Origin of the sequence: Oxobacter pfennigii, from assembly GCF_001317355.1 — a bacterium.
Taxonomy (GTDB): domain Bacteria; phylum Bacillota; class Clostridia; order Clostridiales; family Oxobacteraceae; genus Oxobacter; species Oxobacter pfennigii.
The window spans coordinates 64,803-90,189 of the sequence record NZ_LKET01000032.1 but is presented as its reverse complement, the minus strand read 5'-3'; the positions used below and the strand labels follow the sequence as shown (position 1 = coordinate 90,189).

Here is a 25,387-nt window from a genome sequence, read left to right as displayed (position 1 = left end):
GATAATTTGGATATTAAGTGCATGACCGATGTAGGAAGAGTGAGAGAGATAAATGAGGACTACTGTACATATTGCAAAATAGGTGATGGTACAGACCTTATAATAGTAGCTGACGGCATGGGAGGACATAATGCAGGAGAAGTGGCAAGCTTTATTGCCATAACTTCCGTTAAAGACTATGTCGAAAAGAATTATAAAGAAGACATAAAAGCTGAGGATATACCGAATATTATAAAGGAAGCTATATTGACTGCAAACAAGGATATTTATATGCAGTCGAAAAACAATGCGAGCTATTCCGGAATGGGCACAACCATTATTGCTGCCATAATAAAAAAAGGTATGGTCTACATTGGACATGTGGGAGACAGCAGGGCTTATGTGCTTATAGGAAGCAGCCTCAAAAAGGTGACAGATGATCATTCATTGGTGGCCGAACTTTTAAGAAACGGCAGCATTACTGAAATGGAAGCAGTTAATCACCCTCAGAAGAATATTATAACCAGGGCCTTAGGTACAAATGAAGATGTCGAAGTTGATTTGGAAACCGCTGAAATAAGCACAGGCGATGCCGTTCTTTTATGTACCGACGGATTATCCAATATGGTATGTGATAATGACATTGAAGAGGTTCTTAAAAATTCAAGTGATGCTTATGATGCAGTAAAAAAATTGACAGATATGGCAAATGAGGCAGGCGGGCATGATAACATCACTGTAATCGTTGCGAAAGCTGATAGCACCGATTGTGAGGTGAGACAATGATTGGCAGAACATTAGGAAACAGATACGAGCTTCTTGAGAAAATCGGAGAAGGCGGCATGGGCCTTGTATACAAGGCAAAATGCCATTTGCTGAACAGATACGTTGCTGTTAAAATACTCAAGCCCGAGCTTATAGATGATGAAGAATTCGTCAATAAATTCAGGAAGGAATCATTGTCTGCAGCCAGCTTGTCTCATCCTAACATAGTTAACATATATGACGTAGGCGTGGAAGATGGTATATATTACATAGTAATGGAGCTTGTTAAGGGGAAAACCTTAAAGGAAATCATACATGAGAGAGCTCCCATGCCTTTTTTTGAAATAATTAATATAAGCAGGCAGATTTGCCTGGCGCTGGATCATGCCCATAAAAACAATATTATTCACAGGGATGTCAAGCCTCAGAATATACTGATAACCCATGACGGTATAGTCAAGGTTGCTGACTTTGGAATTGCCAGAGCATCCAATTCGGCGACTCTTACAAATACAGGCAATGTATTGGGTTCCGTCTATTATATATCCCCTGAGCAGGCTCGGGGAGGATTTACCGATGAAAAAACCGATATATATTCATTGGGAACCGTAATATACGAAATGGCAACGGCCAAGGTGCCTTTTGTGGCAGAAAGCCCCGTTGCAATTGCCTTAAAGCATATACAGGATGATATTACAAGACCTTCGGAATTAAATTCGGATATTCCTTTGGCTCTGGAAGATATCATAACAAATTGCCTTAAGAAAAATCCATCAGAGCGTTATGAATCCGCTGCAGCGGTAATAAAGGATTTGGATATTGCATCGGCAAATCCCGAAAAAAGAATAGCCAGGAGAATTGAAAATTCCGGTGACACGACAAGGGTAATGCCTGTAATAAATCAGGAGTTGCTGAACGGAAAAGAACAAAAGACGGTCAACAAGAAGAAGAAAATAAACAGGACCTTTATAGTTGCCTTTGTGATAATATTTACGGTCGTCACAGTATCGGGGCTTTTGCTCCTTAATATGTACGGCAATTTATCAAGGAACAAGGACGTCCCCGTTCCCTATATATTAGGCCTTGATGAAAATACTGCAGAGCAGATGCTAAAATCCTACAACCTCAATATGGAGGTAATTGACAGGCCAAACAGCGATAAACCTCTGGGCACAGTTATCAAGACTTATCCTGATGTGGGTGTAGATGCAAAAGAAAACGGTGTAGTTAAAGTAAGGATTAGTGCAGGACCGGTAAAGGTGCTCATTCCCAATGTCATAGGCGAATCCTTAAACGATGCCATATTTGCACTGGAGCAAAAAGGCCTGGAAAAAGGCGGTGTTATAGAAGTAAACGACGACAATATTGAGCCGGGCAGGGTTATCAATGTCTGGCCGGAAGTAGATAAAGAAGTGGTGTACGGTACTCTGGTGGATATATATGTGAGCAAGGGGCCGGCGGTTAAATTTGTAAAAGTACCTCCCTTGGAGGGAATTACACTGGATAAGGTGGAAGAAAGGCTTGCCCAGGATAATTTAAAGCTTGGCAAAGCTGATAATGGAATGGATTTGAATAAACCTGACAATGTGGTATTAAATCAAAGCATACCACCCATGACGGAGGTTAAAGAAGGAACAGTAATAGATATTACCGTAAACAAGATAATTCCGTCTATACCTGCAACTCACTAACACAGGATATAAAAAGGAGGAAATGTATGCCCCAAGGTTTAATCATTAAGGGGATTGGCGGTTTCTATTATGTGAAAACAGAAGAAGGAATTGTGGAATGCAGGGCAAGGGGAAAATTCAGAAATGAAAATATAACCCCTCTGGTAGGCGATATGGTTACTGTCAGCATTCACAATAACAGCAACTCGCTGGATAAAATTCATGAGAGAAAAAACCAATTGATCCGGCCGCCTGTTGCCAATGTGGACCAGCTAATTATTGTTTTTGCAGCAGTAAAGCCTGAACCCAATCTGGAGCTTCTGGATAAATTTTTGATTGTAGCAGAATTAAATAATATGGATATAGCAATCTGTATCAATAAAATTGATTTGATCGAAGCTCCTTTGATTGAAGGAATGTTTGCGCCCTATAAAGAAGCCGGATTTAATATAATATATACAAGTACAAAAAAGGATATCGGTATTGAGGATTTAAAGCTATATCTTAAGGATAAGGTCAGTGTCTTTTCAGGCCCTTCGGGAGTGGGAAAATCTTCGCTTTTAAATAAGCTTCACCCTTCATTTAATATGGAAACTGGGGAAATAAGCAAGAAAATCGAGAGGGGAAAACAAACCACCCGTCATACACAGCTTTTAGAGCTTCATGAAGGCGGGTATGTGGCAGATACCCCCGGATTTAGTTCCCTTGAATATGAGGCTATGAAGGTTGATTATGAAGAGCTTGATTATTTGTTTCCAGAATTCAGGGATTTTTTAGGTCAGTGCAAGTTTACCGGTTGTTCACATACAAAGGAACCGGGCTGCGCCGTAAAAAACGCAGTTGAAGAAAAGCAGGTAAATAAAAGAAGATATGAATCCTATGTGAGGATGTATGATGATATAAAGAAATTAGGGAGGAACTACAGATGATAAGAGTAGCGCCGTCAATCTTGGCAGCTGATTTTTCAAATCTTGCCCAAGATATAAAAAATGTGGAAGAAGCAGGTGCCGACCTTTTGCATTTGGATATAATGGATGGGCATTTTGTACCTAATATTTCAATTGGCCCGCCGGTTGTAGCAGCATTAAGGGATAAGACAAAGCTGCCCTTTGACGTACATTTGATGATTACCCAGCCGGATAAATATATAGACAGCTTTGTAAAAGCCGGTGCGGATATAATAACTGTACATGCCGAGGCCTGTACACATTTAAACAGGACCATATATAGCATCAAACAGCATGGAATAAAAGCTGCTGTGGCACTGAATCCCGCAACATCCCTGACAGTTCTTGACTATATACTTGAAGATATTGATATGGTTCTTTTAATGACAGTAAACCCGGGCTTTGGGGGGCAGAGCTATATAAAATCTATGACAAGAAAGATTCGGTCCTTAAAGAATATGTTGGATGAGAGAAAGCTAATTGTTGATATCCAGGTAGACGGAGGAATAAATACCGAAAACATAAAAGAGATAATAGATGCCGGAGCCAATGTCATTGTGGCCGGCTCGGCTGTATATAAATCAAAGGATATCAGGGCTACCATAAACAGCCTGAGAATGATGGGATAATATTATGAAAGCGGCAGTAGTCTCTCACGGTACGGTTAAGGACATTTCCCATTTAAAAGCCTTGCTTAACGAATGCCAACTTTTAGTCTGCGCCGACGGGGGAGCACAATATGTTTTAAACTGTGGCATGTTCCCGGATGCGGTTATAGGGGATTTAGACTCCATTGATGAAAATATATTAAAGAAGCTTGTAAATAATAATGTAGAAATTATAAAATATCCGAAAGAAAAGGATTTTACCGATACTGAGCTTGCCATTGACTATTGCATAAACAAAGATGCTGATGAAATAATGCTTTTAGGCAGCATAGGAGACAGGATGGATCATACTTTAGCTAACATTCTTCTTCTTGTTAAACTTGTAGGACAGAATATAAAAGCATGTATAATCAATGAAAAAAATAGAATTTACATAACTGATAGCTCTTTAAGCTTAAAAGGTAATGTAGGAGATATTCTTTCTCTTATACCCGTTAGCGGAGACGTTCAGGGCGTACGCACAAATGGTTTGCAATATGAATTGTCGGGAGCTACTTTAAGCTTTGGCAGCTCCATCGGGATATCCAATGTATTTATGGATGAAGAAATAAGTGTGACAATTGATTCCGGGTATTTATTAATTATAAAAAGCAATGATTAAGGGTCTGTAGCAATTTCTTGTTTTGCTGCAGCCCTTTATTTTGTTTTAATAATCATTTTATTTAATAAATTGTCCAATAATACCATATTTTTTTAAAAGAATAATTATCAATTTATCATCTGCTGAATAATATGTTATAAAGGTATTTTTATAGGGGGGGCAGGTTTTGGGGCTACATTATAGAGGGAAAAAGCTTTTTGGACTAATACTTTTATGTCTTGGTTTGGGGATGGTTCTGGTGCTTGTATTACCCTTTTGGGCACTTCTTGCCATTGCGGGAGTAGGACTTATATGCGTGGGTTGGTATTATATAAGGAGCTAATATAATAAATATATTATGAGAAAGGCAGTGATTGAGTGAAGCTGATCGTGATAAAACTTCCAAAATTCCTGGGGAATATCGTAAGGAAGATTTTCAAAATACATTAAGAATAAAATAGATGATATAAAAATATACTCTGGATAGACCAGAGTATATTTTTTCATGTATAACAATATGTTATTTTAAATATTATTATATCGCCCTCTGTACCTTACCGGAGCGTAAGCATCTTGTACAAACACTGACTGTTTTAGGAGTACCTTTAACAATAGCTTTTACTTTTTTAATATTTGGTGCCCAAGTTCTGTTTGTTTTCCTATGGGAATGGCTATACTGAATACCAAAAGCTAAACCTTTATCACATATTTCACATTTTCTTGACATATATTACACCTCCTTCGGTACTATGCGATAACAATAAGCATTTTCTATCAAACACATTATATTTTATCACAGATTGATGGAAATTTGCAACCTAAATAATAGTAAATTATAAAATCTAATTAATGAGGAACTCTATAATTTATAGAATTCCTTGAATTAACAGATTTTATAAGTTAAAATATTTATAGCAGTGGAGGTTTAATTATTTTATGATTAAAAAGGAGGTCAATCTATGACAAGCAAGCTGGTTACGGCTATAGGCTCAATATATTATTCTGAGGATGTACTTGCGAACATTGCCGGCGTTGCCACTATGGAATGCTACGGTGTGGTTGGTATGTCATCTAAAAGAGCAACTGATGGACTTGTTGAACTCCTTAAAAGAGAAAACTTAAGCAAAGGGGTAAAAGTGACTTGTGAAGATGATGAGCTTATTGTTGAACTTTTTATCATAGTCGTATATGGGACAAAAATATCAGTTATTGCAAATAACATCATCCAGAAGGTAAAATACACTCTGGAGGATTTGACAGGATTAAAAGTAGTTAAAGTGATAGTAAATGTTCAGGGAGTTAGGGTATAGAGCTCATAAGGGGAGGTACTTAGTTTGGAGTTATTGAACATTGATGGGCAATTGCTGTACAGGATGATGATTTCCGGTGCTAACTGCCTTGAGAACAACAAAGCAGCAGTCAATGCGTTAAATGTGTTTCCTGTACCTGATGGAGATACGGGTACAAATATGTCCATGACTATGACATCAGCAGTTCGTGAGATACAAAAGGTAAAAAACAAAACCATAGAAGAAATAGCGGATTCCGCCGCTACCGGTTCTCTTATGGGAGCCAGGGGGAATTCCGGAGTAATATTATCTCAGATATTAAGAGGTTTTGCAAAAGGAACTAAAGGAAAAAAAGAACTGAATGCAAAAAACCTTGCCGCTGCTTTAAAAGAAGGTGCTTCAACGGCATATAAAGCTGTAATGAAGCCCACTGAAGGCACAATATTGACGGTAGCAAGAGAGTCGGCTGATAAAGCTTTGGAGCTTTCTAAGAATATAAATGATATAAATGTTTTGATGGATAAGGTGTTAGCCCATGCAGAAGCAGTGCTTAATAAGACCCCTGACATGCTTTTGGTACTTAAAAAGGCCGGGGTTGTGGACGCTGGCGGCAAAGGCTTAATTTGTATATATAAAGGTATGATAGATGCCTTAAAAGGCAGCGATATCGAGCTTATAGATACTCCTGAAATCAAGGAAGAGACAACAGCAGGTCCTTTTATTGAAGAGGATATAGAATTCGGATATTGTACGGAATTCATAATAAAAAATACAAAGGCAGACGTTGAAGATTTAAGAGATAAGCTGTCTTCAATGGGTGATTCCTTAATAGTTGTAGGTGCAGGAGATATAATAAAGGTCCATGTACATACAAATGATCCCGGATTGGTATTAACCCATGCTTTAGTTCTCGGTGAATTATCAAAAATTAAAATTGATAATATGAGAGAGCAGCACAGAAGCATTTTAGAAGAGGGTATCGAAGATGGTCACGGCACCAGAGATGAAATTGCCCAGTCTGAAGAAACAAGCAGTAGGAAAAAAGCCGGAGTAATTACCGTTGCTATGGGAGAAGGTATAAGCAGTATATTTACTGATCTTGGAGCTGATAAGGTAATAGAAGGCGGGCAGACCATGAATCCAAGCACTGAGGATATCCTAAATGCCATAAATGCTATCAATGCTGGCGATATTTATATATTGCCAAATAACAGCAATATAGTTTTGGCTGCCAGACAAGCTGCCGAGCTATCAGATAAAAATACCATAGTCATTCCTTCAAAGAGCATCCCTCAGGGAATTGCAGCTTTAACTGTATTTAATCCCGAAGGAGACCCAAAGGATAATGAAAATGAAATGGTATCTTCATTGGAAGCAGTTAAAACAGGCCAGGTTACCTATGCTGTCAGAAATACAAGCTTTGATGATAAAGAGATTACGGAAGGCGATATATTAGGCCTGGTAGATGGAAAGATAAACATCATAGGAAAAGATATACTCCAATTAACCGAATCTTTAATTGCCAGCATGGTAACTGACAGTGATGAATTAATAACCATATTCTACGGCAAGGAAGTAGAAGAAGATTTGGCAAATGAATTACTGGAGAAAATAAGAGAAAAATATGAAGATTGCGATGTACAGATGTACGAAGGCGGTCAGCCTCTCTACTATTTTATAATTTCAGTTGAATAAACCGGGTTAACCCCGGTTCTTATTTTTTCAATAAAGTGTTTAAAAAAAATTATTTTTTGGATAAAATATAATTGGAACATATGTTTGCATCCTGGAGGTAAAATAATGGTATTATTAAAAAAACCTGTAGTCAATATAAAAGGTATAGGGCCAAAAACCTCGTCCATGCTGCAAAGGCTTAGTATATTTACCATAGAGGATTTGCTGTATCATTTTCCAAGAGACTATGAGGACAGGTCAAATATAAAGCCCTTAAATACAGTAAAGGACGGAGATTACATATCATTTATAGGTACTGTAGCTTTAATTGACAAGGACAGGTATTCTCAGAGCGGTAAGCATATAACGAAAATTATATTAAAAAATGAAAACGAGTTTATTGCAGGGCTATGGTTTAATCAAAGGTTTATAAAAAAGAGTTTTACAATAGGTGAAAAATATTTATTTTATGGAAAGATTTTTAAATCCTATGCTGAAACTCAAATAGTAAACCCTGAATATGAAAAGGTGGATGGCCCTGTAAGAGGAGGCATTGTACCGGTTTATCCTTCTACCAAGGATTTATCGCAAAAGATAATACGAAATGCCATATCAAGCATATTTTCAAATAAGGAAATATTGATTAATGATTGCCTGCCGCCGAATATAAAGCTCAGATACCAACTTTTGGATCTTTCCGTTGCTCTTGACAGGCTTCATAACCCTAGAAGCATGGAAGATATAAAATTAGCAGCAAAGCGACTTAAATTTGAGGAGCTGCTTATTCTTCAGACTGGGCTGATGCTGGAAAAATATAAAGCCGATATGGAAAGCACAGGCATAAGCTTTGAAAGAAGCAGCGAAGTTGATAGGTTTATTTCTCTATTGCCCTTTGAATTAACAAATTCACAATACAATGTTTTAGATGAGATATTAAAGGATATGGAAAGCAAAAAACAAATGAACAGGCTTGTACAGGGTGATGTAGGTTCAGGAAAGACGGTAATTGCCGCTGTTGCTCTATTAAATGCCGTGAAGAACGGATATCAGGGTGTTATGATGGCACCTACGGAAATTCTTGCAGATCAGCATTTTCAGTCGCTTTCGTTGCTGTTTGAAGCATATGAACTAAGGATTGAACTAATGTCCGGCAAAATACCAAAGAGAAAAAGAGAAGAAATAAAAGAAGAATTAAAAACAGGCAAAATAGATATTTTGGTGGGAACTCACGCTATCATACAAAGTGATGTGGAAGTTTTTAATCTTGGCATTGTCATAACCGATGAACAGCACAGGTTTGGAGTACGGCAAAGAGCACTTTTAAGCAAAAAGGGAGAAAACCCGGATGTTCTGGTAATGACAGCTACACCAATCCCAAGGACTATGGCCCTTTTTATATACGGCGATCTGGATATTTCGGTAATAAATGAACTTCCTCCGGGAAGGCAGAAGATAGAAACATATGCAGTAAAGCCGGCCATGAGGCAGCGGGTATACAATTTTGTAAGAAAAGAAGCGGAAAAGGGCAGACAGGCATATGTGGTTTGCCCAATGATTGAAGAATCGGATACATTAGAAGCTGAATCTGCCGTTGAAACCGCAGAAAGGCTTAGAAACACCTATCTCAAAGGATTAAATGTGGGTTTGATCCACGGCAAAATGAAGTCCGATGAAAAAGATGAAATAATGGTTAAGTTTAATGAGGGCAAAATAGATGTTTTGGTTTCGACAACTGTAATTGAAGTCGGTATTAATGTTCCAAACGCTACACTAATGGTTGTTGAAAATGCAGATAGATTTGGACTGTCGACACTTCACCAATTAAGAGGAAGAGTAGGCAGAGGAGAGCATAAATCCTACTGCATTTTGGTTTCCGATATGAATACGCAAAACAAACTGCAGAGAATGCAGGTTATGAAGGAAGTAAGGGATGGTTTTAAAATTGCCGAAGAAGATATGAAATTAAGAGGCACCGGGGAATTTTTCGGAACCAGACAGCATGGGCTGCCTGAATTAAGACTGGCAGACATTTTTAAGGATATTGACCTTTTAAGGATAACAAATATGCTAGCTAAGGATATAGTTTACAGCGGAAAAATTTTAGAAAAAGAATTTTGCATGCTGAAATTAAAAACCGAGCTGAAATTTAAAAAGCAAACACAAGAAATCACTTTGAATTAACTTTTAAAATCTGTATTTTATGTAAATAATTAATGGGGTTGACGGAGTATATAAAAATAATCGAGTGGATAAATTAATAATGCAACTACAACAGGAGGTGAACCTTAATGTCAAGGAACAATCATGTAGTTCCTGAAGCCAGCAGTGGTTTAGACAAGATGAAATTTGAGGTAGCCAGGGAAGTTGGAGTTGATTTAAAAGATGGTTATAATGGAGATATATTATCACGAGATGCAGGCAGAATAGGCGGCAATATGGTTAAAAAGATGATAGAAGCCTATGAAAGAAGCCTCGCAAACAATAAGTAAAAATAGTTTAAGAAAAGAGGGCTGTGTCTTAAGATACAGCCCTTACATAATAACAGCGCTATTTAAAAAACAATAAAAAAAAATAATACTGGTGAACTGCTTCACCAGTATAGGAAGAGGAGAAATTGAAGGAAGAGCTCTATGGGGAATTTAATTACTTTATATCAATATTGTGCACAAAAGATCAGGCGTTTATACAACAAAAATAAAAATATATTTCATTTTTTACATATATCAAGATAGTTAAATCCACAATAATATACATTAAGGATTGGCAAATTCGATATTGCTTTCTATAAATGCTTAAATATGCTAAAATTTAAAGGTATAAAAATGCAAATTTTTTAAAAACGATGGAGGTTTAATTCTTGCGTATAATTGCAGGAGATGCAAAAGGAAGAAAGCTCAATACACCTAATGGCACAGAAACCAGGCCTACATCCGACAAGGTAAAGGGCTCAATATTTAATATACTGGGCAGCAGCATAATCGATGCAAAGGTTTTAGACCTTTTTGCAGGCACCGGAAACTTAGGACTTGAAGCTTTAAGCCGCGGGGCACAAAGTTCAGTTTTCATAGATAAGAGCAGAGAAGCTATAAATATAATAAAAGAAAATGTAAGGCTATTGAAATATGACGATTTGTGCTATATATATAGTAATGATGCCTTCAGTGCTATCGATATTTTAGACAAAAAGGGACAACAGTTTGATATAATATTTATAGATCCGCCATATCATAAGGATATAATCCCTGAAATTTTAAACAAAATAATGGATAGCGGCATTCTTTTAAAGGACGGTATTATCATAGCTGAACATGATAATAAGGATGAAATCCCCCATAGAATAAAACACTTAGCTTTAATTAAAAGTTCAACTTATGGAGATACCACAGTTTCTTTTTATAAGAATATGGAGGAATAGATATGGAAAAGGCAGTGATATATCCCGGAAGTTTTGACCCGGTCACAAACGGGCATCTTGATATAATATATCGTTCGGCTAATATATTCGATAAGGTAATAGTGGCCGTTTTGGAAAATCCTCAAAAAAACCCCATGTTTACAAAGGAAGAAAGGGTGGCCATGCTAAAAGATGTCACCAAAGGCATAAAAAACGTAGAGATAGATTGTTTTTCCGGCCTCCTGATTCACTACATGAATGCTAAAAATGTTAAAATAATTATAAAAGGCTTGAGGGCAGTTTCAGATTTTGAATATGAGTTTCAGATGGCTCTTATGAATAACAAACTTAATCCTGAGGTGGAGACTTTATTTATGATGACAAATAATAAATACTCATATTTAAGCTCCAGTGCCGTTAAGCAGATAGCCATGTTCGGAGGGTGCATCAAGGATTTGGTGCCGGATAGTATAGTAACCGGCGTGCTTAAAAAAACAACATTAAAAAATGAGGTGAAATAAATGGATGTTCTTGAATTGATTGATCAGCTGGAGGATATTATTGAAAACAGTACTTCCATACCATTGGCAGGGAAAATCATACTTAACAAAGAAGACGTGATGGACATGCTTAAGGAAATAAGGCTGAGGCTGCCGGATGATTTTAAGCAAGCCCAGTGGATTACCCAGGAGAAGCAGAGAATATTAATCGATGCTCAAAGGCAGGCAGAAACAGTTTTCAAGGAAGCTGATCTGAGGGTTAAGCAAGAGATAGAACAGCATGACATAACTGTGGAAGCAACAAAAAGGGCGGCTGAGATTATTAATAGCGCTCAAAAAAATGCAAAAGAAATAAGATTGGGAGCCAAGGAATATGCCGACCAGCTTTTGGCCAACCTTGAAAAGAAGCTGGACAACAATGGGAGGGAGCTATCTCAGAAACTCCAGACAGAAACAAGGCAAATGCTGTCCATTATAGATAAAGATGTAATTAATCTCATTCAAATGGTAGAAAATGAAATAAACAATAAATTGGATGAAGTACGTGAAAACATAAAAGAACTAAAGAAAATCAGCGGTTAACAGCCGAATATATTTTCCTGACTATTGCGTATACAAGTGATACACTTATTACAAAGAGAAGGATAAGGGCAAATTGACCTGATGAAACAAACAGTCTGGATAAAAAGCTAATATTTTCGAATGTGTTAAGTCTATCGGAAAACACTGATAACACTTGAGATACATTGTTTTTATCCCATATTCCCAGCAATATATAAGCATAAAGTCCGGAAAACAGCCCGTGAAGCATTTTGCATAGTACATATATTTTCATATCAAGATCTGTGCTGCTTATCATACCTGCAACCTGCGCATGGACAGATAATCCGCTCCAGGATATTACGGTGCAGATGGCCAATATTTTTAAATTAACCATGGCATTTGCTGAAGCAATTAATTTACAGCCAACGGTTATTTCAAAAAATCCGGAGGCTGCAGACTGCAGAAAAGATTTTGAAGTTCCCGTAAAGCCAAGCAGCATATGCATTAAATCTGAAATTATAGATATTATGCCTGAGCTTGTCAAAAGGCGTATTATCACTGAAAATAATACAATAAAGCCGCCAATTAACAGCATGGAATTTACGGAATTTCTGACCGACTCGCTTAAGAGTTGGCCAAAAGGGCGTTTTTCATTTGAAAGTGTATGTTTTAAATTTAAAAATGCGCGTTTTATGTAACCTGATTGAGGCGGGACTTTTGTCCTGTCATTTTTTTTGTAAAACCTGAAAAGCAATCCTACGCTTAAAGCTCCAAGATAATGGGCGGATATAATCAATGACCCGTATTCTTTCATGTTTAGCATTCCTATGGCAACCGCACCTATTACATACAATGGCCCTGATGTGCTGCAAAAAGATAGCAGTCTTTGAGCCTCGCTTTTATTGCACATTTTGTTGTTATAAAGCTGAGCTACTATTTTAGAGCCCACTGGATAACCCGAGGTAACACTCATTATAAATGCAAAAGAGCCGCTGCCGGGAACATTAAAAATTGGCCTCATGACGGGCTCTAATAGCGTACCTATAAATCCAACCACACCTAAATTGATGAGTAATTCCGAGCCAATAAAGAAAGGCAGGAGAGAAGGAAATACAATGTTGAACCATAGATTCAGCCCATCCAATGCCGCCTTAAAGGATTCCCCGGGATACATTATAATTGCCAGAGTAAATATGATAATGCCAAAGCACAATAAAATTTTATTAAGCAGCGAATATTGTATGGCAAATTCCTTCACATATGCATATATCAATAAAAGTATAAGAATTATTATGCCTAAAAGTAAATAAAACATGATTCTCCAATCCCAAAATATATTAACACTACATTATATTTAAATAATTCATTATTATGATATAAGTTGGGGGCATTCCTTCGACCTTCCGCAGGTTAACTTCTCGAAAAGAGAAGGAGGTGCCCATAAACATTTTACTAGGAGTGGTTCAATGAAAAGACCTAAAGTTGCTCTAGCCTTAGGTGCCGGCGCATCAAGAGGACTCGCCCATATAGGCGTTATAAAGGGCTTGATTGAAAATAATATACCAATAGACATGGTGGCAGGTACGAGCGCCGGAGCTCTTGTAGGTGCCCTATATTGCTGCGGTGTGGATATTAAGGTGATGGAGCAAATCGCCCGCGGCATCCCTATGAAAAATCTCCTTGATTTATCTGTCCCCAAAATAGGTTTTGTAAAGGGCGGTAAAATAGAGTCACTCATAAAGCTGCTCACTAAAAATATGCGGATTGAAGACCTTAAAATACCCTTCAGAGCTGTTGCCACAAACCTTACCAGCGGCGAGAAGCTGGTTTTTGATAAAGGATTGATTTATAAAGCAGTAAGAGCTAGTATATCCATACCCGGCGTATTTACTCCAATTTACATGGATGATAATGTTTTGGTGGACGGATGCATACTGGAGCGAGTGCCGGTAAGCACGGCAAGGGACATGGGTGCAGATATAGTAATTGGTGTGGATGTGGGTTTTTCTTCTCTGAAAGGAAAGACCAGCAGCATCTTTGATGTGATTTTCAAATCCATTGATTTAATGCAAAAAGAGCTATTGAAAACTCAAATAATAGATGCAGACTTTTTAATTAAACCATACTTGAAAGATATCGACCCCACAAGATTTGACCAGGTTGACGAATGCTCCAATGAGGCATACGAAGTCACAAAGGAAGCCATACCTGTTATTAAGGATATTATAGAAAGTAAAATTTGTAAAACTGCATGAAGTATTTTTAAAGCCTCCGGATCAGGTTGATTTTGGAGGCTTTATATGTTATATATTTTTAATAGCGCTGTAAGAATAAAAGATTAGTTTACAATAAAAAACTTAGCATATCAAGGATTTATTGAATTCTTTTTGCTCCAATGATGATCAGTAATACTGAAATCAATATTTCAGTAACAATAATAAATTTGATAATTGGATGTATAGCATCAAATACCGAGGCTTTACCTATGCCGCCATTAATCATAGCATAGCGAAAATAAAACTCATATGCAATAATTACAAAGGTCATTTTAGTTAAAGCACCAAACAGCAATTTTAATCCACTTTTAAACATTATACCAACCCCTTAGTTTATTGTGAAAATTAATAGCCTTACCTTATTTTAACATATATTTTGAGTAAAACAGTTAGTAAAGTGCATGTAAAAAATTTATTAAATCTTTAGATAAATTACATCGTAGCACTTCAGAACTGTTACCGCAAATTTGACAAATGGATAGAAGCTGTTTGACAAAGGATCTAAATCATATCTATACCCGACGTATTTACTCAAGTTTATATTGGTTCCAATGTATTGATGGGCACCTGCGTGTTGGAGTGCGGTAAGTAAGTAATAACTAATTTTAAAAAAATAATTCTTTTATAAACTTTTTTTACGTTTTACACTCTTATATATAGTACAGTAAAATTTAGGAGGTATTTGATTATGAATAAGAGAAAGGCAGGAATAATCACTATAATATGCTTGATACTCTCTATTCCCTTGGGTAATCTGACAGGAATTATATTAAATGCGGTAAATCAAATACATGTTTATTCTTTAGATATATATACTATCACAAGCACTATCATCTTTGTTATAGCTTCGTTGGTATACTATAACGCTTTCAAGGAATAACAGTAAACGCCGGTTGCAGAAGTAAAAGAAATCGTTAATCATGTATAAAATCTGTACTTAGTCATTTAGTAAAGATATAGTATACTTATAGGCATGGAAGCTTATGGAAATAATACATTTTTTGGAGGTGATATTTTTGAGAGAAATTCGGTTTATAGGAGTATTTTTAGCCACAATTTTATTTTCAATTATATTTTCAACGATAATTCCGGGTGGAGATGAAAACACCAAGGTTATATTATGCGCTATTGCTATTTTGACCAGTGTTGTAGCAGAAGCTGCACGTGATATTATTAAAAAAATAGATGAAAATAAAAATATATAAAAAGCCTGAGATAAATTATAGCATCTCAGGCTTCTTGTAAAAATCCATTCCGCCTTTTCTTAAATGGGGATTTTTATGTACTGTGTTATAGATATCCGTAGCCCTGATATCAAGCTCAATCATTTCATGGAGATATTTATTGTCATATCTTTTGTAATCAGCTGTATTAGTTATTATAGGCAAGGTACAAGTCTTCTTCATTCGGTGGAGAAGCTCTTTTCCTTTTTCGGAAAAGCCAAGGACTCTTATATACTGAGGGCCACCTGCCTCCTTAAGGCGTAATAATTGATCTCTTGTTAAGCCTAATAGGGAATGAATAAGAATGCGTCCGATTCTGGTTTCGGTATACCTTTTGGATTTGATATCTGAAATAAGCTCTTCTAATGTGCAGCTGCTAATAGCGGCCTTTTTTATTTTGTGCTCTAAGCCTTCGTTTACATCCATTATTTCGGATATTTCTCTTAGGCTCATTCTGCGTAAAATATATAAAATGGACTGACAAAAATCTTCAAAGAATACAGGGCCTTTATCTGTTTCAAACTGCCTTTTAAGTATTTCATATGAAGAGTCAGGCAACTGGCTTGATAAAAGGTCAAATTGTCCTAATTTTAACGATTTTCTTATAGCTGTAGCACTTGATAAATTGTCAATAAGAATAGTATCATTATAATTAGAAGACAATCTTTTTATTGTAACAGGCCGTATGGAACTGTTAAGCCTTATGAGCCATTTTATATATTCCAGTCCCAATATATTATTGGAGGATTGAAGCATAGAATTAAGCATATTATAATCCAAGTGGTCAGTATCATTCTTTGATAAATATTTAAGCAGTGCATTGGCCCTTGATTGAGCAAAGGATTTTCCAGAAGTTAATTCCTGCTTTAAATATTTTTTATATTCATAAGGCTCGGTACTTATAATATTTGCAATTTTATTAAGCAGTTTTACATCACCGATTTCACTGCCGAAGCAAACTGTATCAATTATCCCTAAACTCTGTAGCAATGAAATGGAGCCATAAGCAAAAAATTCGGCACTTTGTACGCAATAAATTACAGGTATTTCAATAACCAGGTCTATTCCGGACTCAAGAGCCATGCGAGTTCGTGCCCATTTGTCCACAACGCTTGGTTCACCGCGCTGGACAAAATTACCGCTTATAACACAAACTGAATTTTTTGCTTGTGTTATATTCAAAGAGGTATTAAAATGATATATATGGCCATTATGTAATGGATTATATTCGACAATTAAACCAAGTACTGACAAAATCATCACCTCATACATTATTATATATTATTATTTTAAAGCATGAAATTAAATTTTATTTATTGAGTTAAATATATTTCATTTATAAGCAAATCATATAATTATGAAATTATTTATTTGCTACTGGATGTTAAATTTTGCACATGGAGGTAGTATTATATGGACGTTATGAAAAATATTTGGGAAAAAGCAAAAACTAATATAAAGAAGATAGTATTGGCCGAGGGAACAGAACCCAGAGTTATTGTAGCTACTTCCAAAATATTAAAAGAAGGTCTTGCTGATATAGTTCTTTTAGGAGATGAAAATAAGATAAAGCTAACAGCAGCAGAAAACAATGTAAGTATTGAAGGTGCTGAGATTATTGATCCGGTAAAATCCGATCACTTTGAAAATTATGTGCAATATTTTTATGAACTGAGAAAAAATAAGGGCATGACTCGGGAAAAAGCCTATGATACTATGAAAAACGTCCTTTATTTCGGTACCATGATGGTAAAATTAGGCCATGCAGACGGTATGGTAGCAGGCTCTATTAATACTACAGGTGATTTATTGAGGCCGGCATTGCAGATAATTAAAACCATGCCGGGAATCTCAGTTGTATCAAGTACCTTTGTCATGGTCTTAAAAGATAAGCAATATGGTGAAGGCGGAGTGCTGCTTTTTGCTGACTGCGCCGTAAACCCGGATCCGGATGCTGAGGAACTTGCATCTATTGCAGTTTCGACGGCGATGACGGCAAAAACATTAATTGGGATTGAACCTCGCATTGCAATGCTTTCCTTCTCCACAAAGGGCAGTGCAAAGCATGATATGGTTGAAAAAATCGTTGATGCTACAAATTTAGTAAAAGAGATGGACCCCGACATTGAAATAGATGGAGAGATGCAGGCAGATGCAGCTTTGGTTCCTTCTGTTGCAAGGCTTAAAGCTCCTGACAGCGATGTCGCAGGAAAGTGCAATATTTTGATTTTCCCTGATTTACAGTCAGGAAACATAGGTTATAAGCTGGTTCAAAGACTGGCAGGAGCAGAAGCTATAGGACCTATATCACAGGGTTTTGCAAAGCCTATAAACGATTTATCAAGGGGATGCAGTTCGGACGATATCGTCAATGTTACGGCCATAACTGCTGTTCAGGCTCAGAATCAATAGGAAAAATAAAAGGAGTTACTTCTATGAATGTATTGGTAATAAACTGCGGAAGCTCATCATTAAAATATCAATTGATTGAAATGACTGATGAAGAAGTATTAGCCAAAGGTTTGGTGGAACGGATAGGTCTTGAAGGTTCGGTTTTAACCCACAGGCCTAAAGATATGGATAAAATAATAATAGAAAAGGATATGAAGGACCATAAAGAAGCCGTAAAGCTGGTGCTTGAAGCTCTTGTTGATAAAAACCATGGAGTGATTAAAAGCATGGATGAGATTACAGCCGTAGGTCACAGAGTTGTGCATGGAGGAGAAAAATATTCCGGTTCGGTATTGATAGATGATGTTGTCATGAATGTTCTGAAGGAATGCTCTGCAATTGCACCGCTTCACAATCCTCCTAATATAATAGGTATAAATGCATGCAGGGATTTAATGCCTGATGTGCCTATGGCAGCGGTCTTTGATACTGCTTTCCATCAGACAATGCCTGATTATTCATACATGTATGCACTGCCATATGAATATTACGAAAAATTCTCCATTAGAAAATACGGTTTTCATGGTACTTCACATAAATATGTATCTATTAAGGCCGCAGAAATGTTAAACAAACCTTATAATGAATTAAAAATCATAACCTGTCATTTAGGAAACGGCTCCAGCGTTGCCGCTGTAAAAAACGGAAAATCCGTTGATACAAGCATGGGCTTTACACCATTGGAAGGATTGATGATGGGAACCAGGTCGGGAGATTTAGACCCGGCTATAATTGATTATCTTGCTTCAAGAGAAGGCATGACCATATCTGAAATCAATAATGTTTTAAACAAAAAATCCGGTTTTTTGGGAGTTTCCGGCGTAAGCAGCGACAGCAGAGATATAGAAAATGCTGCTAAAGAGGGGAATAAAAGGGCTCAGATGGCTTTTTCAATGTTCTGTTATAGGGTTAAAAAATATATAGGGGCATATGCTGCTGCCATGGGCGGTGTGGACACAATCGTGTTCACAGCAGGGATTGGTGAAAATTCTATTCCCACCCGAGAAAAAATATGCGAGGATATGGAGTTTTTGGGAATAACTATAGATAAGGAAAAAAACAAGATAAGAGGAAAGAAAGAAGACATAAGTGCAGCTGGCGCAAAGGTAAGGGTGCTCATAATACCCACTGACGAGGAGATGATGATCGCAAGGGAAACCAGGGAAATAGCGGCATGTAAATAGTAATAAAAATAGGCAGTCTGCCTGTTTTTTAAGTTAAATATTTCTTGACATATTTAAGCAGAGTTTATATAATTATCTGTGTCGTGTATTTGGGGTGAATATATGATTGTTAATCTTTCAAACATATTGAAAAGAGTCGACTCAAGTTTAGAAGTAAATGATGAGATGTTCTTACCTTTAATAAACTATAATAATGAAGATATCCCTTTAAAAACTCCTCTTAAAGTAGAAGCAATCATTATGAACAGGGGAGAATACTTAACAGTAGAGGGTAAATTAAAATGCGTACTTAATCTGAAATGCTCAAGGTGCCTGGAAACCTTCGAATATAACCTGGAGTGTGATTTTGAGGAGCGGATATCAAGTAAAGAGGAAGAGGTTGACTTCATATATTTTGAAGGCGATTCAATAGATTTAACAGATATAATAGTAAATAATATACTGCTGAATCTCCCTATGAAAGTAGTTTGCAAGGAAGAATGCAAAGGATTGTGTCATCAGTGTGGGAGCAATATGAATGTTAATCAATGTGATTGCTCTGATAATACTACGGATCCTAGATTAGCAGTTTTGAAAAAGTTATTAAAAGACAGCTAAGGAGGTGTTTTTAATGGGTAATCCTGCAAGAAAATTTTCTAAAGCAAGAACAGCAACAAGAAGAGCAAACTGGAAATTAAGCCTACCTGGTATTGTAGAGTGTCCGCAGTGCCATGAGCAGATGCTTTTCCATAGAGTATGTAAAAATTGTGGTTATTATAGAGGAAAATCTGCTGTTGAAGCGGATAACAAATAGGAAGTCCTTAGGGCTTTCTTTTTTTATGTCTTTTAAAACCCGTATTTAAATATTGATTTTTATTTTTCTATACTATATACTTTAACTTAGTAACTGGTCATAATATTAAGTAACATTTCAGGGGTGGTAATGATGGTTAACAAGCGTCCTACTAAAAAGGATAGGCAAAAGAATTTAGTCGATGCTTTAAACAGCGACCCTTTTTTAACGGATGATGAATTAGCTGAGAAGTTCGATATCTCTGTACAGACTATAAGGCTGGACAGAATGGAATTGAAAATCCCGGAATTAAGGGAAAGAGTCAAAAACGTTGCTGAAAACAATTTTCTCAAGGTAAAATCCATAAGAGGACAGGAGTTCGTAGGAGAGCTTATTGATATTCAACCGGGAAAAAGCGCCATTTCCATTTTGGATACCAGCAAAGACATGGTTTTTGAAAATTCCCAGGTAGTGAAGGGGCAGCACATATACGCCCAGGCAGAATCTATTGCCCTTGCCATAATTGATGCTCATTCGGCTTTGACAGGAGTTGCAAACATCAAATACAAAAGGCCGGTTTTGGCAGGTGAAAAGCTGGTTGCCAAGGCAGAGGTAATAAGGCAGAGGGGAAACAGATTTTTTGTTTGGGTTATGATTTACATCAAGCAGCAGGAAGTATTCCGAGGCAAATTTGTTTTGGTTTCAATGGATGACCAGGAGGGGATATAAATGAAGGTTGTTATTGACGGAATGGGTGGAGACAATGCCCCAAGTGCGGTTGTAGAGGGCAGTGTACTTGCAGTTTCAGAATATGATATCCATATAATTATTGTGGGCGATTCAAAGCTTATAGAACAAGAATTGAATAAACATACATACGATAAGTCAAAGATTGAAGTAATACATACTTCGGAAGTGATATCCACCAACGAGGCTCCCGTTATGGCCATAAGGCGTAAAAAGGATTCCTCCATGGCAGTAGGAATGAAGCTTGTAAAAGAAGGAAAAGCAGAAGCCTTTATTTCAGCGGGAAGTACCGGGGCATTGCTTGCCGGAGCCCTCTTTATAATCGGAAGGATAAAGGGCATTGACAGACCGGCATTAGCTCCCATCCTGCCGGGCAAAAACGGCGGATATATGGTGGTGGATGTAGGTGCCAATACAGACTGCAAACCTAAGCACCTTTTACAGTTCGCCAAGATGGGCAGTATTTACTTTAAGCAGGTTCTAAAGGCCGAGAATCCCAAAGTTGGATTGGTTAACATAGGAACCGAGGAAGAAAAGGGAAACGAGCTTACTAAGGAAACTTTCGGATTATTGAAAGATTCGGGGCTTAATTTTGTGGGCAATGTTGAGCCCAGGGAAATTCCTGCCGGTGATATACAGGTTTTAGTATGCGATGGATTTGTAGGAAATACTATATTGAAAATGTTTGAGGGAACAGCATATCTTCTTCTTGATGCCCTTAAAGAAGAATTTATGAGCACTGCAATATCAAAGGTAGGTGCCCTTCTTCTTAAAAGTTCCTTTAAGAGGTTTAAAAAGAAATTTGATTATACGGAATATGGCGGTGCGGCATTTTTAGGAGTGGAAGGAGCAGTTATTAAAGCTCATGGAAGTTCTAATGCCTATGCCATAAAAAATGCCGTAAGGCAGGCTAAACTGTTTATTGAAAATGACACATTGGGCAAAATCAGTGAAAGCATCAAAGATACTCAAAATGAAAGCGAGGATTAAGAATAAAAAGACTGGGGTGACTGCAATATGAGTTTTAATAAAATATATGCCAGAATATCCGGAACAGGGAGCGGATTGCCTGAAAAGGTACTGACCAATGCCGACCTTGAAAAAATGGTGGACACCAGCGATGAATGGATAACAAGCCGTACGGGTATTAAAGAAAGAAGAATAGCAAGGAATGATGAAGCAGCTTCAGATATAGGCACCATAGCGGCTAAGAATGCATTAGCGGATGCAGGTTTGAAACCTGAAGAGGTGGATTTGATAATTGTATCAACTGTAACTCCTGATATGATTTTCCCTTCCACAGCATGCATAATACAAAAGAACATTGAAGCTTTAAATGCAGCTGCCTTTGATATAGAAGCCGCATGCACAGGTTTTATATATGGTATAACCGTAGCTGCACAATTTATAGAAAACGGTTTTTATAAGAATGTTCTTGTTGTAGGTGTTGATGTGCTATCAAAAATAACCAACTGGCAGGACAGGAATACCTGCGTTCTCTTCGGAGACGGAGCAGGCGCCGTTGTATTGACGGCAAGTGATAAGCCGGGAATAATGTCTGGCTTTTTAGGATCTGACGGCAATGGGGGCAAGAGCTTATGTTGTCTTGCAGGAGGTTCAAGGATGCCTGCAACGGAGGATACAATTTCAAAAGGACTTCACTATATTGCAATGGAAGGCAGTGAGGTATTCAAGTTTGCCGTAAAGACGCTGCCGGAAGCAGTTATCAGTGCGCTAAACAAGTGTAATCTTACAGTTGAGGATATCGACTGGCTCATTCCCCATCAGGCAAACACCAGAATAATAGAGTCAGCAGCAAAGAAGCTTGGGATTCCTATGGAAAAGACCATGGTAACCCTTGATAAATACGGTAATAATTCATCGGCGACAATACCTATTGCCATAGATGAATATGCAAGATTAAAAAGAATAAAAGATGGTGATATACTGGCACTGGTAGGGTTTGGCGGAGGCTTAACCTGGGGTGCATCAATTATTAAATGGCAGAAATGAGGGATGTTAAAATGTTAAATACAAAGCTTTGTGATATATTGGGCATAAAATATCCGATAATTCAAGGGGGGATGGCTTGGGTAGCCACCGGGGAGCTTGCTGCGGCGGTTTCAAATGCAGGAGGCTTAGGTATTATAGGCGCCGGCAATTCACCTGTAGAAGTTGTAAAAAAGAACATAGGCATAGCCAAGAGTCTCACAGATAAGCCTTTCGGCGTAAACGTAATGCTTCTTTCTCCCTACGCAGAAGGAGTAATGGAGCTTTTATTTGAGGAAAAAGTAGCCGTTGTTACAACGGGTGCTGGCAATCCGGGAAAATATATAGAAAGGTTGAAATCCTTAGGCATTAAAATAATACCTGTAGTTCCGTCAGTTGCCCTGGCAAAGAGGATGGAAAAGGAAGGCGTAGATGCGGTAATTGCAGAAGGTACAGAATCAGGCGGCCATATTGGCGAATTGACAACAATGGCACTGGTTCCCCAGGTAGTTGATGCCGTTAATATTCCCGTAATAGCCGCCGGCGGTATAGCAGACGGTAGAGGACTTATTGCTTCCCTTGCCCTTGGTGCCGTAGGGGTGCAGATTGGAACGAGATTTGTTTGCTCAGACGAATGTACGGTACATGAAAATTATAAAAAAGCCATAGTTAACGCAAAGGATAGGGATGCCGTAGCTACAGGCCATTCGACAGGCCACCCTGTAAGATGCCTTAAAAATAAGCTCACCCGTGAATTTGAGAAACTGGAAAGCGCTAAAGCTCCTGCAGAGGAGTTAGAGAAGCTTGGAATAGGAAGGCTTAAAGCTGCAGTAGTAGATGGAGATATGGAGATGGGCTCTGTAATGTCGGGACAAATAGCAGGTATGATAAAGGATATCAAACCCTGCAGTGAAATTATAAACGATATTATCGAAGAAGCACAAAAGGTATCCCGCAATATTTCAAGCTTATTTTAGGAGGCATATATGGACAAAATTGCATTCTTGTTTTCAGGGCAGGGTTCGCAGTATGTGGGCATGGCAAGGGACCTTTATAACAATTACGAAACTGTGAGAAATACCCTTGACACGGCAGATGGCATACTGAATGAAAACCTGACAGGTATAATATTTGAAGGGCCTGAGGATAAGTTGAAGCTCACTGAAAATACTCAGCCGGCCATACTCGCAGTATCCATAGCCATTATGAATTTATTGGTTAAAGAGGGTATTGAACCTGATGGCGCACTGGGTTTAAGCTTAGGCGAATATTCAGCATTGACAGCTTCTGGCATATTAAGCTATGAGGATGCTCTTCCCCTGGTAAGAAAGAGGGGCAGGTTTATGCAGGAAGCCGTACCTGAAGGAAATGGCTCCATGGCAGCAATTATAGGATTATCGAGGGAAGATGTTTTATCTTTAGTGCAAGAAGCATCCATTGCAGGAATTGTTGAAGCAGTAAATTTCAATTGCCCCGGACAGATAGCTGTTGCAGGCGAGGTTGCAGCCGTTAATAAGGCTGTTGAACTTGCAAAGGAAAAAGGAGCAACCAAATCTGTGATGCTTCAGGTAAGCGCACCCTTTCATTCCAGCATGCTAAAAGCAGCAGGGGATAAACTCAATATTGAGCTTAATAAGCTTAAATTTAATAAGGGTAAAATACCTGTCCTTGCAAACCTTGACTGTGAATACTATGGGGATAATAGGGAAAGAGTTATTGATAAGCTTACAAAGCAGGTTTACAATGCGGTTCTTTTTGAGGATTGCATAAAAAAAATGATAAATGACGGATATAACGTGTTTGTAGAAGCAGGCCCAGGAAGAGCTTTAAATTCTTTTGTCAAAAGAATAGATAAAAACGTAAGGCTCTTAAACGTAGAAGATATTAAGTCCCTTGAAAAAACTATATCGTCATTGAAGTAAGAAAATGGGAGGTAAACCAAATGGACTTAAAAGGCAAAACTGCCCTTGTAACCGGGGGTGCAAGGGGTATCGGAAAAGCCATAGCCATAAAGCTGGCTGAGGCCGGTGCCAATATTGTCATAAATTATTCGGGAAGTGTTGAGGCTGCAAAAGAGACGGTGGAGCAATTACAGGCTTTGGGTGTTTCAGCCATGTCAATCAAGGCAGATGTTTCAAAATTGGATCAGGTCGAGAGCTTGATGGATGAGGTGGTAAAAAATTATGATTCCATAGATATACTTGTGAATAATGCAGGTATAACAAAGGATACCCTTATAATGCGCATGACGGAAGAAGACTTTGATACTGTAATAACAATTAACCTTAAAGGGACCTTTAATTGTATAAAAGCTGCAACAAAATATATGATTAAAAAAAGGTCAGGAAAAATCGTCAATATATCATCTGTCGTCGGAGTTATAGGTAATGCGGGCCAGGCCAATTATTCAGCCTCAAAGGCAGGCATAATAGGCCTTACTAAATCAGCTGCAAGGGAGCTTTGCACAAGAAATATAAATGTAAACGCTATAGCTCCTGGATTCATTGCCACAGATATGACGTCTGAGCTTCCGGAAAAAATAAAAAATGAATATATGGATAAGATACCTTTTAAAAGGTTCGGTTCAGCTGAAGATATTGCAAAGGCTGCAGTCTTTCTCAGCAGCGAAATGTCAGATTATATAACAGGACAGGTAATTAATGTTGACGGCGGAATGGTTATGTAATATTATCAGTATATGAATTTTATTCCATGTATCGTATATTTTGAGGGGAG

Annotated in this window: 31 protein-coding genes; 27 read left to right on the top strand and 4 right to left on the bottom strand. The window is 37.7% G+C overall.

The annotated features are described in order from the left end of the window. Positions 1-6 precede the first annotated feature (6 nt). The 7 genes from OXPF_RS10585 (at position 7) to spoVM (ending at position 5,059) form a co-directional block, all read left to right on the top strand. The gene (locus OXPF_RS10585) at positions 7-765 is read left to right on the top strand and encodes a Stp1/IreP family PP2C-type Ser/Thr phosphatase (protein ID WP_242854388.1); all 759 of its coding nucleotides are present in this window, start codon (positions 7-9) and stop codon (positions 763-765) included. After that, positions 762-2,435 (top strand): Stk1 family PASTA domain-containing Ser/Thr kinase, encoded by a 1,674-nt coding sequence (pknB, locus tag OXPF_RS10580; protein ID WP_054875181.1) that lies wholly within the window; start codon positions 762-764, stop codon positions 2,433-2,435. The genes OXPF_RS10585 and pknB overlap by 4 nt, the downstream gene beginning before the upstream one ends. Before the next feature lie 26 nt (positions 2,436-2,461). Then, the gene (gene rsgA / locus OXPF_RS10575) at positions 2,462-3,343 is read left to right on the top strand and encodes a ribosome small subunit-dependent GTPase A (protein WP_054875180.1); all 882 of its coding nucleotides are present in this window, start codon (positions 2,462-2,464) and stop codon (positions 3,341-3,343) included. Beyond that, positions 3,340-3,990 (top strand): ribulose-phosphate 3-epimerase, encoded by a 651-nt coding sequence (rpe, locus tag OXPF_RS10570; protein WP_054875179.1) that lies wholly within the window; start codon positions 3,340-3,342, stop codon positions 3,988-3,990. Before rsgA ends, rpe begins: the two co-directional genes overlap by 4 nt. 4 nt (positions 3,991-3,994) lie before the next feature. Continuing rightward, positions 3,995-4,630 carry a thiamine diphosphokinase gene (locus OXPF_RS10565; protein WP_054875178.1) on the top strand — a complete coding sequence of 212 codons (636 nt, stop codon included), beginning with the start codon at positions 3,995-3,997 and terminating at the stop codon, positions 4,628-4,630. A 166-nt stretch (positions 4,631-4,796) separates the two neighbouring features. Next, positions 4,797-4,952: a hypothetical protein gene (locus OXPF_RS22470; protein WP_160317199.1), complete on the top strand. Its 156-nt coding sequence runs from the start codon at positions 4,797-4,799 to the stop codon at positions 4,950-4,952. A 35-nt stretch (positions 4,953-4,987) separates the two neighbouring features. Beyond that, positions 4,988-5,059, top strand: coding sequence for a stage V sporulation protein SpoVM (gene spoVM / locus OXPF_RS23645; protein WP_152967754.1), 72 nt, complete (start codon positions 4,988-4,990; stop codon positions 5,057-5,059). A gap of 85 nt (positions 5,060-5,144) precedes the next feature. On the opposite strand, the gene rpmB is transcribed toward spoVM, so the two are convergent. Further along, entirely contained in the window at positions 5,145-5,336 is a 192-nt protein-coding gene (gene rpmB, locus OXPF_RS10560; protein ID WP_054875177.1) for a 50S ribosomal protein L28, read from the bottom strand. A 232-nt stretch (positions 5,337-5,568) separates the two neighbouring features. On the opposite strand from rpmB, the gene OXPF_RS10555 reads away from it, so the two are divergent. The 7 genes from OXPF_RS10555 (at position 5,569) to OXPF_RS10525 (ending at position 12,048) form a co-directional block, all read left to right on the top strand. Then, positions 5,569-5,919, top strand: coding sequence for an Asp23/Gls24 family envelope stress response protein (locus OXPF_RS10555; protein WP_054875176.1), 351 nt, complete (start codon positions 5,569-5,571; stop codon positions 5,917-5,919). Between the two features lie 24 nt (positions 5,920-5,943). Beyond that, positions 5,944-7,593 (top strand): DAK2 domain-containing protein, encoded by a 1,650-nt coding sequence (locus tag OXPF_RS10550; RefSeq protein WP_054875175.1) that lies wholly within the window; start codon positions 5,944-5,946, stop codon positions 7,591-7,593. A 105-nt stretch (positions 7,594-7,698) separates the two neighbouring features. Further along, positions 7,699-9,753, top strand: a complete 2,055-nt coding sequence (recG, locus tag OXPF_RS10545) for an ATP-dependent DNA helicase RecG (protein WP_054875174.1) — start codon at positions 7,699-7,701, stop codon at positions 9,751-9,753. Between the two features lie 107 nt (positions 9,754-9,860). Further along, positions 9,861-10,061, top strand: coding sequence for an alpha/beta-type small acid-soluble spore protein (locus OXPF_RS10540; RefSeq protein WP_054875173.1), 201 nt, complete (start codon positions 9,861-9,863; stop codon positions 10,059-10,061). 368 nt (positions 10,062-10,429) lie between these two features. Next, positions 10,430-10,987: a 16S rRNA (guanine(966)-N(2))-methyltransferase RsmD gene (rsmD, locus tag OXPF_RS10535; RefSeq protein ID WP_054875172.1), complete on the top strand. Its 558-nt coding sequence runs from the start codon at positions 10,430-10,432 to the stop codon at positions 10,985-10,987. Between the two features lie 2 nt (positions 10,988-10,989). Beyond that, positions 10,990-11,487, top strand: a complete 498-nt coding sequence (coaD, locus tag OXPF_RS10530; RefSeq protein ID WP_054875171.1) for a pantetheine-phosphate adenylyltransferase — start codon at positions 10,990-10,992, stop codon at positions 11,485-11,487. Next, positions 11,488-12,048, top strand: a complete 561-nt coding sequence (locus tag OXPF_RS10525; protein ID WP_201779709.1) for an ATPase — start codon at positions 11,488-11,490, stop codon at positions 12,046-12,048. On the opposite strand, the gene ylbJ is transcribed toward OXPF_RS10525, so the two are convergent. Beyond that, complete coding sequence (gene ylbJ, locus OXPF_RS10520; protein WP_054875170.1) at positions 12,038-13,324, bottom strand: sporulation integral membrane protein YlbJ; 1,287 nt, start codon at positions 13,322-13,324, stop codon at positions 12,038-12,040. The two genes, OXPF_RS10525 and ylbJ, sit on opposite strands and share 11 nt — an antisense overlap. Before the next feature lie 151 nt (positions 13,325-13,475). Here ylbJ and OXPF_RS10515 point away from each other — a divergent pair, with 151 nt between their 5' ends. Next, entirely contained in the window at positions 13,476-14,264 is a 789-nt protein-coding gene (locus OXPF_RS10515) for a patatin-like phospholipase family protein (RefSeq protein WP_054875169.1), read from the top strand. A 118-nt stretch (positions 14,265-14,382) separates the two neighbouring features. Here OXPF_RS10515 and OXPF_RS10510 read toward each other — a convergent pair whose 3' ends face one another. Continuing rightward, the gene (locus OXPF_RS10510; protein ID WP_054875168.1) at positions 14,383-14,601 is read right to left on the bottom strand and encodes a hypothetical protein; all 219 of its coding nucleotides are present in this window, start codon (positions 14,599-14,601) and stop codon (positions 14,383-14,385) included. A 372-nt stretch (positions 14,602-14,973) separates the two neighbouring features. Here OXPF_RS10510 and OXPF_RS10505 point away from each other — a divergent pair, with 372 nt between their 5' ends. Both OXPF_RS10505 and OXPF_RS10500 read left to right on the top strand, forming a co-directional pair. After that, a complete protein-coding gene (locus OXPF_RS10505; protein WP_054875167.1) occupies positions 14,974-15,165 on the top strand; it encodes a hypothetical protein in 192 nt (63 codons plus the stop codon). A gap of 136 nt (positions 15,166-15,301) precedes the next feature. Next, a complete protein-coding gene (locus OXPF_RS10500) occupies positions 15,302-15,490 on the top strand; it encodes a hypothetical protein (protein WP_054875166.1) in 189 nt (62 codons plus the stop codon). Positions 15,491-15,505: 15 nt separating this feature from the next. Here OXPF_RS10500 and OXPF_RS10495 read toward each other — a convergent pair whose 3' ends face one another. Next, on the bottom strand, positions 15,506-16,762 hold the full coding sequence (locus tag OXPF_RS10495) for a nucleotidyltransferase (protein WP_054875165.1): 1,257 nt from the start codon (positions 16,760-16,762) through the stop codon (positions 15,506-15,508). 159 nt (positions 16,763-16,921) lie between these two features. Here OXPF_RS10495 and pta point away from each other — a divergent pair, with 159 nt between their 5' ends. The 10 genes from pta (at position 16,922) to fabG (ending at position 25,337) form a co-directional block, all read left to right on the top strand. After that, on the top strand, positions 16,922-17,920 hold the full coding sequence (gene pta / locus OXPF_RS10490; RefSeq protein WP_054875164.1) for a phosphate acetyltransferase: 999 nt from the start codon (positions 16,922-16,924) through the stop codon (positions 17,918-17,920). A 23-nt stretch (positions 17,921-17,943) separates the two neighbouring features. After that, positions 17,944-19,143: an acetate/propionate family kinase gene (locus tag OXPF_RS10485; RefSeq protein ID WP_054875163.1), complete on the top strand. Its 1,200-nt coding sequence runs from the start codon at positions 17,944-17,946 to the stop codon at positions 19,141-19,143. A 102-nt stretch (positions 19,144-19,245) separates the two neighbouring features. Further along, positions 19,246-19,740, top strand: a complete 495-nt coding sequence (locus OXPF_RS10480; RefSeq protein WP_054875162.1) for a YceD family protein — start codon at positions 19,246-19,248, stop codon at positions 19,738-19,740. Between the two features lie 13 nt (positions 19,741-19,753). Further along, a complete protein-coding gene (rpmF, locus tag OXPF_RS10475; protein WP_054875161.1) occupies positions 19,754-19,936 on the top strand; it encodes a 50S ribosomal protein L32 in 183 nt (60 codons plus the stop codon). 132 nt (positions 19,937-20,068) lie between these two features. Next, positions 20,069-20,644 (top strand): transcription factor FapR, encoded by a 576-nt coding sequence (gene fapR / locus OXPF_RS10470; protein WP_054875160.1) that lies wholly within the window; start codon positions 20,069-20,071, stop codon positions 20,642-20,644. Beyond that, entirely contained in the window at positions 20,645-21,652 is a 1,008-nt protein-coding gene (plsX, locus tag OXPF_RS10465; protein ID WP_054875159.1) for a phosphate acyltransferase PlsX, read from the top strand. Between the two features lie 27 nt (positions 21,653-21,679). After that, entirely contained in the window at positions 21,680-22,675 is a 996-nt protein-coding gene (locus OXPF_RS10460) for a beta-ketoacyl-ACP synthase III (protein WP_054875158.1), read from the top strand. Positions 22,676-22,686: 11 nt separating this feature from the next. Further along, on the top strand, positions 22,687-23,628 hold the full coding sequence (gene fabK, locus OXPF_RS10455; protein WP_054875562.1) for an enoyl-[acyl-carrier-protein] reductase FabK: 942 nt from the start codon (positions 22,687-22,689) through the stop codon (positions 23,626-23,628). Between the two features lie 9 nt (positions 23,629-23,637). Further along, complete coding sequence (gene fabD, locus OXPF_RS10450; protein WP_054875157.1) at positions 23,638-24,573, top strand: ACP S-malonyltransferase; 936 nt, start codon at positions 23,638-23,640, stop codon at positions 24,571-24,573. A 20-nt stretch (positions 24,574-24,593) separates the two neighbouring features. Continuing rightward, on the top strand, positions 24,594-25,337 hold the full coding sequence (gene fabG / locus OXPF_RS10445; protein ID WP_054875156.1) for a 3-oxoacyl-[acyl-carrier-protein] reductase: 744 nt from the start codon (positions 24,594-24,596) through the stop codon (positions 25,335-25,337). Positions 25,338-25,387 lie beyond the last annotated feature (50 nt).